Raw genomic sequence first — 14,585 nt, 5'->3', positions numbered from 1 at the left:
GGAATTCATTAAGCGCTCGTCGCATTGGGCGTTGGAAGGAATAAGCATGTTAAGCATCGAAAATTTAAAAGTCAGCGTAGAAGGCAAAGAGATCATCAAAGGGCTTAATCTCACCATTAAGCCGGGTGAAGTTCACGCGATTATGGGCCCGAATGGCTCAGGAAAAAGTACGCTCTCCGCGACGCTGGCTGGACGTGAAGAATATGAAGTGACCGACGGTTCGGTGGACTTCAAAGGAAAAGATCTGCTGGAACTGTCTCCAGAAGATCGCGCAGGCGAAGGCGTCTTCATGGCGTTTCAGTACCCTGTAGAAATCCCCGGTGTCAGCAACCAGTTCTTCCTGCAAACCTCCGTTAACGCGGTGCGTAAATACCGCGAGCAGGAACCGCTGGATCGCTTTGACTTCGCCGACTTTATCGAAGAAAAGATTAAGCTGTTGAATATGCCAGAAGACTTGTTGACCCGTTCAGTCAACGTGGGCTTCTCTGGCGGTGAAAAGAAGCGTAACGATATTCTGCAGATGGCGGCGCTGGAGCCGGATCTGTGCATTCTGGATGAAACCGACTCCGGGTTGGACATCGACGCACTGAAAATCGTCTCTAACGGCGTGAATTCCCTGCGTGACGGCAAACGTTCGTTCATCATCGTCACGCACTACCAGCGTATTCTTGATTACATCAAACCGGATCACGTCCACGTTCTGTATCAAGGGCGCATTGTGAAATCCGGTGATTTCTCGCTGGTGAAACAGTTGGAGGAGCAAGGCTATGGCTGGCTTACCGACGGGCAATAATGTGACGAGCGAGAACGCGACGGGTAAAACTGGCATCGCACAGAAACAAGAACAGGCGCTGCAGCAATGGCAAGGTCTGTTTGAACGTGATGCGTCGCGCCGTTCTGAAGCGGCGAACCAACACTGGCAGGACGTGGTGCGTCTTGGCTTACCGCACCGTAAGCACGAGCACTGGAAATACACCCCGCTGGATGGTTTGCTGAGTAACGAATTTGTCGCACCGCAGGCCCCGTCTCTCGATCGTGCAGCGGTGGATGCTTTGGCATTCGCGGTAGATAGCTGGCGTCTGGTGTTTGTCGATGGCGTATTCAATGCTGAACTCAGCGACAGCGCCTGGGGTCCGTATCAGGTTGACGTACAGGCGTCGCGAGCGCAGGGCGTACTGCCTGCGGCGATCCAGTCCGAGGTGTTCCTGCATCTGACCGAAAGTCTGGCTAGTACGAGCACGCTGATTCGTCTGGCTGCCGGACAGCAGGCGGAAAAACCGCTTTACCTGTTGCATATCAGCAGCAGCCAGGCCGCGGCATTGAACACGGTTCACCATCGCCACCATCTGAACGTTGAACGTGGCGCGAGTGCGGAAATTATCGAGCACTATGTCAGTCTGGATGAGCATGCCCACTTTACTGGCGCACGCCTGACGGTGAATGCGGCAGAAAATAGCCAGGTTAGTCACTATAAGCTGGCGTTTGAAGCGGCGGCGAGCTACCACTTCGCACATAACGATCTGGTGCTGGCACGCGACGCTCGGGTTCGTAGCCACAGTTTCCTGCTGGGAGCTGGGCTGACGCGTCACCATACCAGCGCTCAGTTGAACGGCGAAGGTACCAATTTATCCATGAATAGCCTGATTCTGCCCGTCGGCAGCGAAGTGTGTGATACGCGAACGTATCTGGAACACAATCAGGGCTATGGTGAAAGTCGTCAGTTGCATAAAGTCATCGTCAACGATCGCGCCAGAGCGGTGTTTAACGGCATGATCAAAGTTGCCCCTCACGCGCTGAAAACTGACGGACAGATGACCAACAATAACCTGCTGTTGGGCAGACTGGCTGAGGTCGACACCAAGCCGCAGTTGGAAATCTACGCGGATGACGTGAAATGTAGCCACGGTGCCACGATTGGCCGTATGGATGAAGAGCAACTGTTCTATCTGCGTTCTCGCGGTATTACGGAGCAGGATGCGCAGCAGATGATCATCTTCGCCTTTGCGGCGGAAGTCACAGAAGCGATTGAAAACGAGTCTCTGCGAGATGTGGTTCTGCAACGTATCGCGCAGCGTTTGCCAAACGCGCTGGCGAATGCCGGCAAGGCGGTATGATGAGTTATCCTATTGAACGGGTTCGCGCCGATTTTCCGTTGCTGGCAAGCGAGGTTAACGGTCAGCCGTTAGCCTATCTTGATAGCGCCGCGAGTGCGCAAAAGCCACAGTCGGTTATCGAACGTGAGGCCGAATTCTATCGTCATGAATATGCCGCGGTGCACCGCGGCATTCACACGCTGAGCGCACAGGCGACCAGCGCGATGGAAGCGGTTCGTGAGCAGGTGGCTGCCTTTATCAATGCGCCTTCAGTGGAAGAGATTGTCTTTGTTCGCGGGACGACGGAGGCCATCAATCTGGTGGCTAACAGCTATGGCCGCACCTTCATCCAGCCGGGCGATAACCTGATCATCACCGAGATGGAACACCACGCGAATATCGTTCCCTGGCAGATGCTGGCGGAAGCGCGTGGCGTTGAGGTTCGCGTATTGCCGCTGGCCGAAGATGGCTCACTGGATGTTGCGCAACTTCCTGGATTACTAGATGAGCGAACTCGCCTGCTGGCAGTAACGCAAATCTCTAACGTACTTGGTGCGCTAAACCCAGTTAAGGCCATGATCGCACAGGCAAAAGCAGTTGGTGCGGTTACGTTGGTCGATGGTGCGCAGTCGATTATGCACCAGACTGTCGATGTGCAGGATCTGGACTGTGATTTCTTTGTCTTTTCAGGACATAAGATCTACGGCCCTTCGGGTATTGGCGTGCTGTACGGCAAACGTGACCTGCTTCAGGCTATGCCGCCGTGGGAAGGTGGCGGGGCGATGATTCGTCAGGTTAGCCTGCGCACAGGCACCACCTATGCGGATTCACCGTGGCGCTTTGAGGCTGGTTCGCCCAATACTGGCGGTATCATGGGCTTAGGCGCGGCGTTGGACTATGTGACGGCGTTGGGGCGGGAAGAGATTCAACGTTATGAATCCTCGCTGATGAAGTATGCGCTGGAGGCACTAAAGCAAGTGCCCGATCTGACGTTGTACGGCCCTGCTGAGCGTCACGGCGTCATTGCGTTTAATCTTGGGCAACACCACGCCTATGATGTCGGAAGTTTCCTCGATCGGTACGGTATTGCGATTCGCACCGGCCACCATTGCGCGATGCCGCTGATGGAACATTACGGTGTTCCCAGTATGTGCCGCGCCTCGCTGGCAGTTTATACTACGCGCGAAGAAATTGACCGGCTGGTTGCCGGATTGCAACGTATCCATCGATTGCTGGGCAGTTAAGCGCCGCGCGCGAATCTGTTCGGGGAGGAAACCATGGCGAGTCTGCCAGAACCGCAGAAACTGGCGCGCAACTTTGCGCGCTGTAATGACTGGGAAGAAAAATATCTTTATATCATCGAGCTAGGGGAGCGTCTTGATCCGTTGCCCGATGAATGGCGTAATCCAGATAACCTGATTTCGGGGTGCCAGAGCCAGGTTTGGATTGTGGCGCAGCCTGACGAGCAGGGCGTTATCGTTCTGCACGGCGACAGCGATGCCGCTATTGTGAAGGGGCTGATTGCGGTGGTTTTCAGCCTGTATCAGGGGCTGACAGCGCAGGAAATAGTTGAGCTGGATGTACGGCCTTTCTTTGAATCGCTGGCGTTGAATCAACATCTGACGCCATCCCGCTCTCAGGGGCTTGAGGCGATGTTACGCGCAATTCGTGCGCACGCCGCCGCACTGCTTTAATTTTCTTCCCTGTTTTCTGCTTTCCTAGAGTGTAAAAAAGCGCTGTGACGGAAAAAACGTCCAGCGCTTTTTTGTTTTTTACATTTACGGTTTTTTACCAACGGCACGTTATTGTTTTCCGGCATATTTATTAACTCGCTGATATTTCAGAATTCGTCCCGTATATTTATTTCCCATTAAATTTTATGCTGACTCTGCTTTGTAAAGAATTGAATATCAATGCTTTGATTTTTAAATAAAATATTCTTTTGTTACAACAATGCTAATATATACCCACGTTCGGTGGAGAGTGGCAGTAATAGTCGCATTGACACCAGATCAAGAGGTATAGCCGGATACTGCATTCTGGGTACATAGCCAGATGTTATTGATTGTAGGGAATCTAATATGAAACGCGCGTTAACTTTACTTGGTATGGCTTTCGCGGCATACCTGACCAGCACCGCCGCTAAAGCGACGGAATACCCGCTACCGCCACCAAATAGCCGCCTCATCGGCGAGAATATCGCTTATACGGTCCCCAATGATGGTCGTCCGCTGGAAGCTATCGCGGCGGATTTCAAGATTGGTTTATTGGGCATGATGGAAGCGAATCCAGGCGTGGATCCTTACCTGCCGAAAGCGGGTTCCACGCTCACCATCCCAACGCAAATGCTGCTGCCGGATACCCCGCGTGAAGGTATTGTGGTCAATCTGGCGGAGCTGCGCCTCTACTACTACCCGAAAGGGAAGAATACCGTCATTGTGTACCCGATCGGCATTGGTCAGTTGGGGCGCAATACGCCACTGATGACGACCAGCGTGAGTGAGAAGCGTGAGAACCCGACCTGGACGCCAACGGCAAACATCCGCAAGCATTATCTTGAAGAGCAGGGCATTAAGCTGCCAGCTGTCGTTCCGGCTGGACCGGATAACCCAATGGGATTGCATGCGCTGCGTCTGTCCGCGCACGGCGGCGTTTATCTGCTGCACGGTACGAACGCGGACTTCGGCATCGGTATGCGCGTAAGTTCCGGCTGTATCCGTCTGCGTCCGGATGACATTAAGGCGTTGTTCGACAACGTGCCGGTTGGTACGCGAGTGCAGATTCTTAACGATGCAATTAAAACCTCCGTTGAACCGGACGGCAAACGTTACGTTGAAGTGCATCAGCCTCTGTCGAAGACCGATAAAGACGATCCACAAACCATGCCGATTCCGCTGACGGCGAAGACGCAGAAGTTTGTTAAAGATGCGGAGACGGACAGTAAAGCGGTTGCTGATGCGATTGTGCGCCGTTCAGGCATGCCGATCGTGGTGAGCGTAGGACAAGATATCAATACCTACCAGCCACCGGTAGAATCAGCGCCAGAAGCGCCTGAGACGCATCAGGCTGCACCGATCACGGCTATCAGTACTACCTCGCGTTAATCGTGAAATAAATCGGCCAGATGCGTTCAGGCGCATCTGTGCTGGTTCCAGGGATAGTGCGGAAGGATGATGATGTCTGTTCAGGCGAAAAAAGATTGAAAGGGAAAGCTGAAAAGGTAAAACGCAGACAAAAAAAATGGCGCACATTGTGCGCCATTTTCACTACTTAACCAGTTCGATTACTTTTTGTAAGTACGAACTTGGTTGTCCAGACGCTGGTTAGCACGAGCTGCGTCGTCTTTAGCAGCTTGTACGTCAGAGCGGATTGCGTTCACGTCGTTGCTCAGTTGGTCAACTTTAGCGTTCAGAGTCTGAACGTCAGAAGACAGCTGATCAATTTTAGCGTTGCTTGAACAACCAGCAAGCAGAGTAGAACCCAGGATTACCGCGCCCAGTACCAGTTTAGTACGATTCATTATTAATACCCTCTAGATTGAGTTAATCTCCATGTAGCGTTACAAGTATTACACAAACTTTTTTCTAATGAGAATAAATTTTTGATGAGAACATGCTTAATTTTGATCGTTCGCTCAAAGAAACAGCGAGTTTTACCTATTCATTAAAAAAGTAAGGAAAACAGTGCTATTTTTATCGGATAACTCCGAGGCTTTAGGCTATTAAATGGCGTGTTACGCAAACGCATTAATTAGGTTATCGCGCTGTAGGAAGTCGTTTCAAAATATAAAAAAAGCGCCATTAAGGCGCTTTTTTCCGATCTGATTGTTGGGATCAGAGACGGTGTACGGAAGAGGTGTTGGTTGTGCCGCTGGAAACCAGTGCGCCAGAGACCATCACCACAACGTCGCCAGCCTGCGCATAACCGCTGTTCAGCGCCGCTTCTTTACCGATGCGGTAGAAATCATCGGTAGACGCGATTTCTTTCACCAGCAGCGTATCAATGCCTTTGCTCAGCAGCAGCTGACGCGCGGTGACTTCGTTCGTTGTCAGCGCCAGAATGCGGGCATTTGGGAAGTATTTGCGGATAGATTTGGCAGACTTACCGCCGCTGGTTGCAACGACAATCAGCGGTGCATCCAGTTTCTCTGCAGTTTCTACCGCACCGCGGCAGACGGCTTCGGTGATACGCAGTACGCCAGGCGTCTTGATGGTATCCAGACGGCTTTTCATCACAGAATCTGTACGCTGACAGATGGTCGCCATGATGGTAACGGATTCCAGCGGGTATTTACCCTTAGCACTTTCACCAGACAGCATAACGGCATCGGTGCCGTCGATGATGGCGTTAGCGACGTCGCCAGCTTCAGCGCGGGTAGGGCGTGGGTTTTTGATCATGGAATCCAGCATTTGCGTCGCGGTGATCACCACTTTGCGTGCCAGATTACATTTCTCGATCATCATTTTCTGCGCGAAAATGACTTCTTCAACCGGGATTTCAACGCCCAGATCGCCACGAGCAACCATGATACCGTCAGACGCTTCCAGGATTTCGTCGAAATTGTTCAGACCTTCCTGGTTTTCGATCTTGGAGATGATCTGGATGTGCTCGCCACCGTGTGCTTTCAGGTGAGCACGAATCTCTTCAACGTCGGAACGTTTACGGATAAAGGAGGCAGCAACGAAATCGACACCTTGTTCACAACCGAAAATCAGGTCGCGTTTGTCTTTTTCGGCCAGTGCTGGCAACTGGATGGAAACGCCAGGCAGGTTAACACCTTTATTTTCGCCCAGATCGCCATTGTTCAGCACTTTACAGACGACGTCGTTACCGTTGATTGCCGTAACCTGCATACCGATCAGGCCGTCATCAACCAGAACGGTGTTGCCGACGCTGAGGTCTTCAGTAAAGCCCGCGTATGTGACGGCGACGCGATCCTTGTTACCGACGATGCTCTGATCGGTGGTAAACGTGAACGTCTGACCGGCGGTCAACGTGACGTCAGCACCATTTTCCAACTTCATGGTACGAATTTCAGGGCCTTTGGTATCAAGCAGGATAGCAGCTTTCTTGCCGGTTTTTTCCGTAACGGCACGCAGGTTCTTGATGCGTTGGCCGTGTTCTGCGTAATCCCCGTGAGAGAAGTTCAGGCGCATAACATTCATGCCGGCAGACAGCAGGTTGCCAAGCACTTCTTCTGACTCTGTTTTCGGCCCGATGGTACAAACAATTTTTGTCTTTTTCATACGATAGTTTCTACAAGTTGTGATGGATAAAAAAACGAGTGAACCAGTGGCGATGCGAGGCAAGCCGCTGGAAAGAATGTATGAGGAAACAGTATAGAAAAGGTAAGTATAGATGGTCGTAATGAATGGGTGATGAAGTGCGCAACCGCTCGTCGCATAAGATTTGCGGGAGTCGCGTTGGCGATGCCGTTGATAATAATGTTATTGATAGTGGCACGTTGTTTAGCTGAAACCATTCAATTGAAACGACGTTCCGTATTATAGTTATTAAGCGACGAGAAACAAGGTGGTAAAAGGTATGAAATTGAATATTTCGTCGCGTTTACGCAAAAAATTGAGCGATTTGGTGTTTTTACCCAACTTTGTTGCGCAACTGCCTAACAAAAACGCAGTATGAATGCAGTACTGCGGTGAATGGGCGCTCGGGTGCGATTCTTGTAACGGCTGGCAATAAATAAAGAAAATACGTGTAAGTCGCACGCTTTTCTGTCGATCCGTATCACGTTTTTGTGTCATGCTTCTTGAGAAGATAAAGGCAGATGGTAGTTTACCTGCCATTGCGGATTGTTACTGCGTAAGCAGGCAAAACCAGATGCTCGTTCTTGCTACGGGTGTCTGGTTTTTTTGTTTCCAGGGTTTGAAAAATGAAGATTGCCAAAATACTCAACAATAATGTCGTTACCGTAATCGACGAAAACAATAATGAGTCGGTTGTGATGGGACGCGGGCTGGGCTTCAAAAAGCACTCTGGCGATCTGCTGGACGAAACGCTGATTGAACGCGTGTTTGTGATGAAATCCGGGGAACTGACGTCACGTCTACAGGAGTTATTGTCAGAGATTCCGATGGATGTCATCACGACAGCGGACAAGATCATCCTGTTGGCAAAGGATCGGTTGCCTGGGAAACTGCAAAACAGCGTCTATATCTCTTTAACGGATCACTGCCACTTTGCGATAGAACGCCACAAACAGGGCGTGGATATCCGCAATGTCCTGCTATGGGAAATAAAGCGTCTGTATCCAAAAGAATTCGCTGTCGGTCTGGAAGCGCTGGATATTATTGAGCAGCGTTTGGCCGTGCGCTTACCGGAAGATGAAGCCGGGTTTATTGCTTTGCATTTGGTGAACGCGCAGCTCGACAGTGAAATGCCGGAAGTACTGCAAATTACTAAAATCATGCAGGAAATACTGAATATTGTAAAATATCAGCTTAACCTGGATTATAACGAACAAGCGTTAAGTTATCATCGCTTTGTGACACATTTGAAGTTCTTTGCGCAGCGGTTAATAGGAAAAAGTACGGTCTTTAGTGATGATGAGTCATTACATGATGTGGTGAAAGAACGGTACCAACTGTCTTATCGCTGTGCGGAAAAAATACAGGCACACATTATTCAAAAGTATCACTACACGTTAACGAAAGAAGAGTTGATGTTCTTAACGATTCATATTGAACGCGTGCGAACAGAAGGTCAGGATAAAATAGAACCAGGTGATGGGGAGTAATTTCTGCTAATTTGCTTTTCGTCACAAAATAGCCGTATGGCAAGGTAAATGTACTTGCATACGGTGAAAGTGAAAGAATAAAGTATGTGGAAAGTAAATTATCAGATGAAGTACGTTTTTATTGTTAGTGCGTAAGTCGCGCTGGCAAACAAGTAGGATTGTTACTGTTCAGGCTAGTCTCGGCGGGCAGGCAAAACCTAAATCGTTTTCTCAATGCGTATTGGGAAAACGATTTAGGTTTTTTTTGTCTCAAACAGAACTGGCAATCTTAAATTATTGATATTTAAGTCTGTTTATATCCTAAATAATTCGAGTTACAGGAAGGCGGCAAGAAAGTGAATCCCGGTGAGCTTACTCGGGTAAGTGATTCGGGTGAGCGAACGCAGCCAACGCACATGTAGCTTGAAGTATGACGGATATAGCATTAAGGATAGGCGATGGAATACAAAGCATTAGCAAGTGAGATACTCGATGGTGTCGGCGGACGCGGCAACGTCATTAGCGTCATGCACTGCGCAACCCGATTACGTTTTAAATTAAAAGATAACAAAAAAGCGGATGCCGCGACGCTGAAGGATAACTCAGGCGTGATCATGGTCGTTGAAAGCGGCGGGCAATTTCAGGTTGTCGTAGGCAATCACGTTAGTGATGTCTATAACAGCTTGTTGGATATTTCTGGATTGACCGACAGGACGGATTCTGCGAATCATGAAGACGGCGAGGAGAAAAAAGGAAATATCTTTTCGCGCTTCATTGATATTATTTCTGGAATATTTACCCCGTTAATTGGGGTGATGGCAGCGTCGGGTATTTTAAAAGGTTTTCTGGCGCTCAGTCTGGCGTGTGGTTGGATGGTTGAAACCAGCGGAACCTATAAAGTACTGTTTGCGGCAAGCGATGCATTATTCTTTTTCTTCCCGGTAGTATTAGGTTATACCGCAGGGAAAAAGTTTGGTGGCAATCCATTTGTTACCATGGTAATTGGCGCCACGCTGGTGCATCCATCCATGATTGCCGAATTTGGTGCCATGCAGAATACAGGTTATCAACAGCTGTATTTCCTGGGCATTCCGATTACCTTCATCAATTATGCCTCTTCAGTTATTCCGATTATTTTCTCGGCCTGGCTTGCTTCACGTCTGGAAAAACCGCTGAATGCTATCTTGCATATTAATATCCGCAATTTCTTCACGCCGCTGCTGTGCCTCTGCATTACGGTTCCCGTCACGTTCTTGCTGATTGGCCCTGCGGCAACCTGGCTTGGGCACATGCTGGCCAGCGGTTACCAGTTAATCTACGGGCTGAACTCCATGATCGCGGGTGCGTTGATGGGGGCGCTGTGGCAAGTGTTTGTTATTTTTGGTCTGCATTGGGGGCTAACGCCGCTGATGATCAATAACCTCAGCGTATTGGGGCATGACACTATGATGCCGCTGCTGGTTCCTGCGGTATTAGGGCAGGCGGGAGCGGTACTGGGTGTGTTGCTGCGTACACGTGATATGAAGCTAAAAGGGATTTCCGGTTCCGCTTTCTCGGCTGCGATCTTTGGTATTACTGAACCGGCGGTGTATGGCGTTACGCTGCCGCTGAAGCGTCCTTTCATTTTTGGCTGCGTTGGTGGCGCAATGGGTGCCGCCATTCTGGGATATTTCCATACCACTATCTATTCCTTTGGTTTCCCGAGCATCTTCACCTTTACTCAGGTTATCCCGCCGTCAGGTGTTGATAACACGGTCTGGGCCGCCATTATTGGTACGGTGATTGCTTTTACCTTTGCCGCCGCCGCGAGCTGGGCCTTCGGCATTCCATCTCAAGAAGCTACGAAAGAAATCAATACATCCACGGCAACGCCGCAAGCCACACCGCGTCAGAGCGATACTACGCGTAAGCAAGAGATAAGCAGCCCGATTGCGGGAACGGTGCTTCCGCTTGAGCAGGTCGGTGATGAAACCTTCGCCAGTGGCTTAATGGGGAAAGGGATCGCGATTAAACCGCAGGCCGGGCGTGTGGTTTCACCCGTGAGTGGCACGGTTGCTTCGCTGTTCAAAACCAACCATGCCATTGGACTCGAATCTGAAGAGGGAGCCGAGGTGCTGATTCACGTCGGTATCGATACGGTGAAATTGGATGGTCAGTATTTCATCGCACACATTAAAACCGGCGATGTCGTGAAGCAGGGCGATCTTCTGGTGGAGTTTGATTATCAGGCGATTGAGAAAGCCGGCTATGACACAACGACGCCCGTCATTATCACTAATAGTGAAGATTACGTTGATGTTCTGCCTACTGCCGGAGACACCGTGCAGGAGCAAGGCGCCTTACTGACGTTAATTCGCTGACATTGAAATTTACGACCCAATTGGGAGGAGAAAAGATGAGCCATCAGTTTCCGGAAGCATTCTTGTGGGGCGGCGCGATCGCAGCTAATCAGGTTGAAGGTGCCTATTTAACGGACGGTAAAGGGCTATCAACATCCGATTTACAGCCTCAGGGTATTTTTGGCGAGATCGTCACGCGTACGCCGGGCGACAGCGGAATTAAAGATATTGCGATCGATTTTTATCACCGCTATCCGGAAGATATCGCGCTCTTTGCGGAAATGGGCTTCAAATGCCTGAGAACCTCGATTGCCTGGACGCGTATTTTCCCGCAGGGCGATGAAACCCAGCCGAATGAGGCAGGGCTGGCATTTTACGATCGCCTGTTTGATGAAATGGCAAAATACGGCATTCAGCCATTGGTGACGCTGTCCCACTATGAAATGCCGTATGGCCTGGTGAAGAATTACGGCGGCTGGGGAAGCCGTGAAACGATCACCTTCTTCGAGCGCTACGCCCGTTCGGTATTCCAGCGCTACAAAGACAAAGTGAAATATTGGCTGACGTTCAATGAAATCAACTGTGCATTACATGCCCCATTTACCGGAATTGGTTTGCCGACCGAGAGCAGTAAGCAGGATATTTATCAGGCGATTCATCACCAGCTCGTTGCGAGTGCTAAAGCGGTGAAGGCGTGTCATGACATCATCCCTGATGCCAAAATCGGCAATATGATGTTGGGTTCCATGTTCTATCCATTAACCTGCAAGCCTGCGGATGTTATGGAAACGATGCAGCAGAACCGCGACTGGCTGTTTTTCGGCGATGTTCAAAGCCGAGGATACTACCCGGCGTACATGAAGCGTTTCTTTGCACAGAACGGGATTACGCTGACGGTAACGGAAGACGATCGCCAGTCGTTGAAAGAAACTATCGATTTCATTTCTTTCAGCTACTACATGACGGGCTGTGTGACCACCGATGAAGAAGTGAACCTGAAAGCGCGCGGCAATATTTTGAACATGGTGCCGAACCCACATCTGGAAAGCTCTGAATGGGGTTGGCAGATCGACCCGGAAGGGCTGCGCTATTTGCTGAACTATCTGTATGACCGTTACCAAAAACCGCTGTTCATTGTGGAAAACGGTTTGGGTGCCAAAGACAAACTTGAAAGTGATGGCAGCATTAACGACGACTATCGCATCAAATACCTGAACGATCACCTGTATCAAGTGGGTGAAGCGCTGGAAGATGGCGTTGAGGTTATGGGTTATACCTGCTGGGGGCCGATCGATCTGGTTAGTGCATCAAAAGCCGAAATGTCGAAACGCTACGGTTTTATTTATGTCGATCGTGATGATGAAGGGAACGGCACATTAGAACGTCGACGTAAGAAAAGTTTCTACTGGTATAAAGAGGTCATTTCCTCTAATGGTGAAACGTTGAAATAAATCATCGTATCGATGAGTCATTTACGCATTCATTCTCAGAAAAAATAAGATCTGGAATGAATGCGAATTCTCTTTTTTACTATCCATGGGAAAGATGGCAGGGGAATAAGATGAAACGGGAGGGAATAGGCTAGCCATTAAATCATATAAACGGTCATGTGGGTTTTACAAAAAATTTATAAATAGGCGGACTTGCGGCTAGCGTCGCGAGGGGGTTATTTCAACTTAAAACCGCTGTTTCCAATGTTAACATGTACCCTACTCGGATAATAATCATGCGTAAAAAATTCCCTGTAAAGATGATGGTATTACTGATGTCATCAGTGTTTTTGTCTAATGGTGCTATGGCCGCAAAATTGACCGTAGAAGAAAGACTGGAACTATTGGAGAAAGAACTGGCGGCAAATAAAGCCGAATTGCAGTCAACGAAAAAAGAGCTGCGTGAATATAAGGCGATCGCGGAAAATAAAACACGCGTAGCTGCAAATTCAACGGCGAAGGATAAAACACTGGCTGTTGCATCTGTTGACAGCTCTCCAGCTAACCAGACTGCTGCTGTACCTGTTGCGCAATCTGCGACAAACACGGTCGATGTTGCCGCGACTGCAAATACGCAGCCAAAATCACTGACGCTGGCTGAAATTAGTAAATACGTCAAAAATGATCTCGGTTTTAGTTACACAGGCTATTTCCGTTCGGGATGGGCAACTGCCGATCATGGTTCACCAAAATCTTATGCGATCGGCTCGCTGGGACGTTTTGGCAACGAGCACAGCGGCTGGTTTGATCTCTCTCTGAATCAGAAAGTGTTTGAAGAAGGCAACAAACGCGTCGATGCCGTGGTTCAATTGGATGGCAACGTGGGGATGCAGTACAGCAGTGCCTGGTTTGGTGAAGACGCGACTAACGAAAATAAACTGCAATTCTCCCAGATGTACGTCAATACGAAAGGGTTTTTACCATTCGCGCCAGAGGCTGATTTTTGGGTTGGTAAAAACACTTTACCCGTCTATGAAATCCAGATGCTGGACTGGAAAAGCCACCGTTCTGAAGCAGCTGGCGGCGTCGGTATCGAAAACTGGCAACTGGGTGTAGGGCAGTTGGATATCTCGTTGAATCGGGAAGATGTTAACGCGCGCCATGCACTCTATAACCCGAACGATAGCAGTTCGCCTCAGGATACACATCAGGTCAATACCAATTCGATTGATATCCGCTATAAAGGCATCCCATTGTGGGATAATGCAACGCTGACCCTGATGGGTAAATATGCTCAGGCGAATAAAGATAATGTACAGAAAAATGACGAAAACGATGATTTGTCTTATAAGTTGAAAGAGGCCTGGACCGCTGGCGTCATTTTACGTCAGGGATTATATAACGGCGGATTCAATGAATTCACTCTACAAGGTGCCAGCAACTCTATCGCCAGCGGTTTTGCTAATATATCCAATGCTAACCCAACGTATAGCCGTAATGGTGATTACTACGGTAATCACTCAGGAAATGCATTCCGTGTGATCTCGCAGGGGGAAATGTATTTGCGTGATGATATTATTATGGCGAATGCGTTGGTTTATTCAAAAGGTAATGACATCTATAGCTATGACACGGGTGCAAATACCGATTTCGATAGTATTCGTGCCGTACTTCGCCCTGCTTATATTTGGGATAAGTTCAATCAGACGGGGGTGGAATTGGCGTACTTTAATCAGACCAATAAAACAAACGGCGTGAATTACCATGAGTCTGGGTATAAAACGACGCTGTATCACGCCATCAAAGTTAATACCAGTATCCTGACGTCACGGCCGGAAATTCGTTTTTATGGTACTTACCTGAAAATTGAAGATAACGATATCAGCAAGGCCACCTTTAACGACAGTAAGAGCGATCAATTCTCCGTGGGTGTTCAAGCGGAAGTTTGGTGGTAATCGCTGTCAGCACATCGGCATCGCTTCGGCGGTGC

11 protein-coding genes are annotated in these 14,585 nt (G+C 49.3%); 9 read left to right on the top strand and 2 right to left on the bottom strand.

From position 1 onward, the window contains the following. Nucleotides 1-46 precede the first annotated feature (46 nt). From sufC to I2D83_RS13045, 5 genes are all read left to right on the top strand, one after another. Entirely contained in the window at nucleotides 47-793 is a 747-nt protein-coding gene (gene sufC / locus I2D83_RS13065) for a Fe-S cluster assembly ATPase SufC (protein WP_015840660.1), read from the top strand. Then, entirely contained in the window at nucleotides 768-2,114 is a 1,347-nt protein-coding gene (gene sufD / locus I2D83_RS13060; protein WP_194430359.1) for a Fe-S cluster assembly protein SufD, read from the top strand. Before sufC ends, sufD begins: the two co-directional genes overlap by 26 nt. Next, nucleotides 2,114-3,337 (top strand): cysteine desulfurase SufS, encoded by a 1,224-nt coding sequence (sufS, locus tag I2D83_RS13055; protein ID WP_205948185.1) that lies wholly within the window; start codon nucleotides 2,114-2,116, stop codon nucleotides 3,335-3,337. The genes sufD and sufS overlap by 1 nt, the downstream gene beginning before the upstream one ends. Before the next feature lie 33 nt (nucleotides 3,338-3,370). After that, nucleotides 3,371-3,787 (top strand): cysteine desulfuration protein SufE, encoded by a 417-nt coding sequence (sufE, locus tag I2D83_RS13050; protein ID WP_015840657.1) that lies wholly within the window; start codon nucleotides 3,371-3,373, stop codon nucleotides 3,785-3,787. Nucleotides 3,788-4,174: 387 nt separating this feature from the next. Then, complete coding sequence (locus I2D83_RS13045; RefSeq protein WP_015840656.1) at nucleotides 4,175-5,197, top strand: L,D-transpeptidase family protein; 1,023 nt, start codon at nucleotides 4,175-4,177, stop codon at nucleotides 5,195-5,197. A gap of 179 nt (nucleotides 5,198-5,376) precedes the next feature. Here the strand turns inward: I2D83_RS13045 and I2D83_RS13040 are convergent, their stop codons facing one another. Together I2D83_RS13040 and pykF are read right to left on the bottom strand one after the other, a co-directional pair. Then, complete coding sequence (locus I2D83_RS13040) at nucleotides 5,377-5,613, bottom strand: major outer membrane lipoprotein (RefSeq protein ID WP_005970385.1); 237 nt, start codon at nucleotides 5,611-5,613, stop codon at nucleotides 5,377-5,379. Between the two features lie 313 nt (nucleotides 5,614-5,926). Next, a complete protein-coding gene (gene pykF, locus I2D83_RS13035; RefSeq protein ID WP_181828775.1) occupies nucleotides 5,927-7,339 on the bottom strand; it encodes a pyruvate kinase PykF in 1,413 nt (470 codons plus the stop codon). 644 nt (nucleotides 7,340-7,983) lie between these two features. Here pykF and licT point away from each other — a divergent pair. The 4 genes from licT to I2D83_RS13015 all read left to right on the top strand — a co-directional run bounded on the left by licT (nucleotide 7,984) and on the right by I2D83_RS13015 (nucleotide 14,550). Then, a complete protein-coding gene (licT, locus tag I2D83_RS13030; RefSeq protein ID WP_015840653.1) occupies nucleotides 7,984-8,847 on the top strand; it encodes a BglG family transcription antiterminator LicT in 864 nt (287 codons plus the stop codon). 437 nt (nucleotides 8,848-9,284) lie between these two features. After that, a complete protein-coding gene (gene bglF, locus I2D83_RS13025) occupies nucleotides 9,285-11,186 on the top strand; it encodes a PTS beta-glucoside transporter subunit IIABC (protein WP_205946660.1) in 1,902 nt (633 codons plus the stop codon). Between the two features lie 35 nt (nucleotides 11,187-11,221). Further along, nucleotides 11,222-12,616 (top strand): glycoside hydrolase family 1 protein, encoded by a 1,395-nt coding sequence (locus I2D83_RS13020; protein WP_205946659.1) that lies wholly within the window; start codon nucleotides 11,222-11,224, stop codon nucleotides 12,614-12,616. 275 nt (nucleotides 12,617-12,891) lie between these two features. Continuing rightward, a complete protein-coding gene (locus I2D83_RS13015; protein ID WP_205946658.1) occupies nucleotides 12,892-14,550 on the top strand; it encodes a carbohydrate porin in 1,659 nt (552 codons plus the stop codon). Nucleotides 14,551-14,585: the final 35 nt, after the last annotated feature.

Source organism: Pectobacterium aroidearum (genome assembly GCF_015689195.1).
GTDB lineage: Bacteria > Pseudomonadota > Gammaproteobacteria > Enterobacterales > Enterobacteriaceae > Pectobacterium > Pectobacterium aroidearum.
The sequence above is the reverse complement of the archived record's forward strand: the minus strand, read 5'-3'. Positions and strand labels throughout refer to the sequence as shown.

Coding starts and splice junctions, on each gene's coding strand:
- sufC (WP_015840660.1), top strand. CDS start 47: ATGTTAAGCATCGAAAATTTAAAAGTCAGCGTAGAAGGCAAAGAGATC.
- sufD (WP_194430359.1), top strand. CDS start 768: ATGGCTGGCTTACCGACGGGCAATAATGTGACGAGCGAGAACGCGACG.
- I2D83_RS13020 (WP_205946659.1), top strand. CDS start 11,222: ATGAGCCATCAGTTTCCGGAAGCATTCTTGTGGGGCGGCGCGATCGCA.
- sufE (WP_015840657.1), top strand. CDS start 3,371: ATGGCGAGTCTGCCAGAACCGCAGAAACTGGCGCGCAACTTTGCGCGC.
- I2D83_RS13045 (WP_015840656.1), top strand. CDS start 4,175: ATGAAACGCGCGTTAACTTTACTTGGTATGGCTTTCGCGGCATACCTG.
- licT (WP_015840653.1), top strand. CDS start 7,984: ATGAAGATTGCCAAAATACTCAACAATAATGTCGTTACCGTAATCGAC.
- I2D83_RS13015 (WP_205946658.1), top strand. CDS start 12,892: ATGCGTAAAAAATTCCCTGTAAAGATGATGGTATTACTGATGTCATCA.
- I2D83_RS13040 (WP_005970385.1), bottom strand. CDS start 5,613: ATGAATCGTACTAAACTGGTACTGGGCGCGGTAATCCTGGGTTCTACT.
- pykF (WP_181828775.1), bottom strand. CDS start 7,339: ATGAAAAAGACAAAAATTGTTTGTACCATCGGGCCGAAAACAGAGTCA.
- sufS (WP_205948185.1), top strand. CDS start 2,114: ATGAGTTATCCTATTGAACGGGTTCGCGCCGATTTTCCGTTGCTGGCA.
- bglF (WP_205946660.1), top strand. CDS start 9,285: ATGGAATACAAAGCATTAGCAAGTGAGATACTCGATGGTGTCGGCGGA.